At 39.8% G+C, this 1,759-nt stretch carries 1 protein-coding gene; it reads left to right on the top strand.

The window, feature by feature from the left end:
* Positions 1-709: 709 nt before the first annotated feature.
* Positions 710-1,759: IS4 family transposase (locus DP117_RS36845; protein ID WP_339381214.1), on the top strand; the 1,050-nt coding region annotated here is incomplete at its 3' end.

The following is a 1,759-nucleotide window of genomic DNA, read 5'->3' as shown; positions in this document are numbered from 1 at the left end:
ATGCGGAATAAGCACTACAGCTTTTCAAGCTATTGAACAGTGAAGGGATGGTTCCATTCGTGACAGATGAAGACGAAATTAGTTTTGTCAATTCGTAATTATCCTTAAAATTTCATCAAGTTTGAGGTACTAAATTCACATTTGTACTGATTTTTCCGAGGCTGAATGAATGATCGGTTTAAATCCGCAAGCGATCGCCGAAGCGAAAATTGTGTTTTCAAACCGTATTTTTTGTTTAAATTTAAGCACTATTACTTATTGACAAATTGTTGATAACCTGAATGTATCACTGATGGGATGGCTCAGACAATTGCGCTACATTTTTCCTAGACAAAACCGGACAACCTATTGCCTTCGGCAACGCTACGCTAAGGGCAAAAAAGGCGGGTTTATTTGTCAACAAGTACGATTAATTGAGAATTACCGCCTTTTTTGCCCCCACCACAGATATCTGTGGGACCTTAAGGAGTACTCGTGGGGGAAGGTTGTCCGGTTTTGTCATGGTTTCACCCAACCCCTTCATCCAGTACCTTCATATGATTGGGTAAAGCCTGTGTCCTTTGCGGCGATCGCTGTGCCCCTGCACAGACGGTGGAATGGATGAAACGATTATGTAAGAGTTGTGCAAAAACTTTTGTAGGTAGAAAAAGCTTACTCGTTCATGAAATACTTTTTTTGATACGAATAAGCCAACAACATAAATACTACTGTGACACTGCAAGTACAAATTCTCAAGGAGAAATTTAATCAAAGTTTGGGGCTACCTTTTAAAGAATTGTTAAGCGAGTCTGTAATTGAGCAAGCACTCTCGGAGCTAAGAATTAAATACAAGAGGCGATTATTTGACCCATTCGTAACGTTGTGGGCGTTTTTATCTCAGGTTTTAGATACTGATAAGAGTTGTCATAACGCCGTAAGTAAAATAATTGCGTATTTAGCAGGCTCAGGAGTAGAACTTCCATCAACTGATACAAGCGGCTATTGCCAAGCTCGGGCAAGAATACCAGAAAAGCTGTTAGAAAAACTTTTTGGTAAGGCTGTACAAAGTTTAGAAGAGAAAGTGACAACAGAATATTTGTGGTGTGGTCGAAACGTAAAGGTAATAGATGGGTCTACAATATCAATGCCTGATACTGTGGAGAACCAAAAAGCATATCCTCAGCCAAAAACTCAAAAGCCTGGATGTGGATTTCCCATTGCCAAAATCGGTGTGATATTTAGTTTAGCGACGGGAGCCGCTGTTGCTTTAGTTATCGACGTCTTGAACACTCATGATATTAAACTCGCTCGTCAACTCTATCAGTTTCTTAACCCTTTAGATATCCTGTTAGGAGATAGAGCTTTTTGCGCTTACGCCGATTTAGTCGCTATTAAAAACCTTAATTGTGATGCAGTCTTCCGTAAACATCAAGCCCGGACAACATCAATGCGAAAAGGTAAAATTATTGGAGATTGTGACAAATTAGTTACTTGGTACAAACCGAAAGGATGCCCCAAAGGATTGAGCGAATATGAATTTGATGCTCTACCTTCAACCATAACTGTGCGGGAAATTTACTACTACATTGTTATTCCTGGTTTTCGCACTCAACGAGTCAGTTTAATTACTACTCTATTAGATACAACAAACTATTCTACTCTGAAAATTGTTGGGCTTTACGGCAAACGCTGGGACGTTGAACTAGATTTAAGACATCTCAAAACCACCTTGGGCATGGATGTTTTACGATGTAAAACCCCCTCAATGGCACGCAAAGAA

The organism is Brasilonema sp. UFV-L1 (assembly GCF_012912105.1).
In the GTDB taxonomy this organism is placed as follows: Bacteria; Cyanobacteriota; Cyanobacteriia; order Cyanobacteriales; family Nostocaceae; genus Brasilonema.
This window is presented reverse-complemented; position numbering and strand designations above follow the sequence as displayed.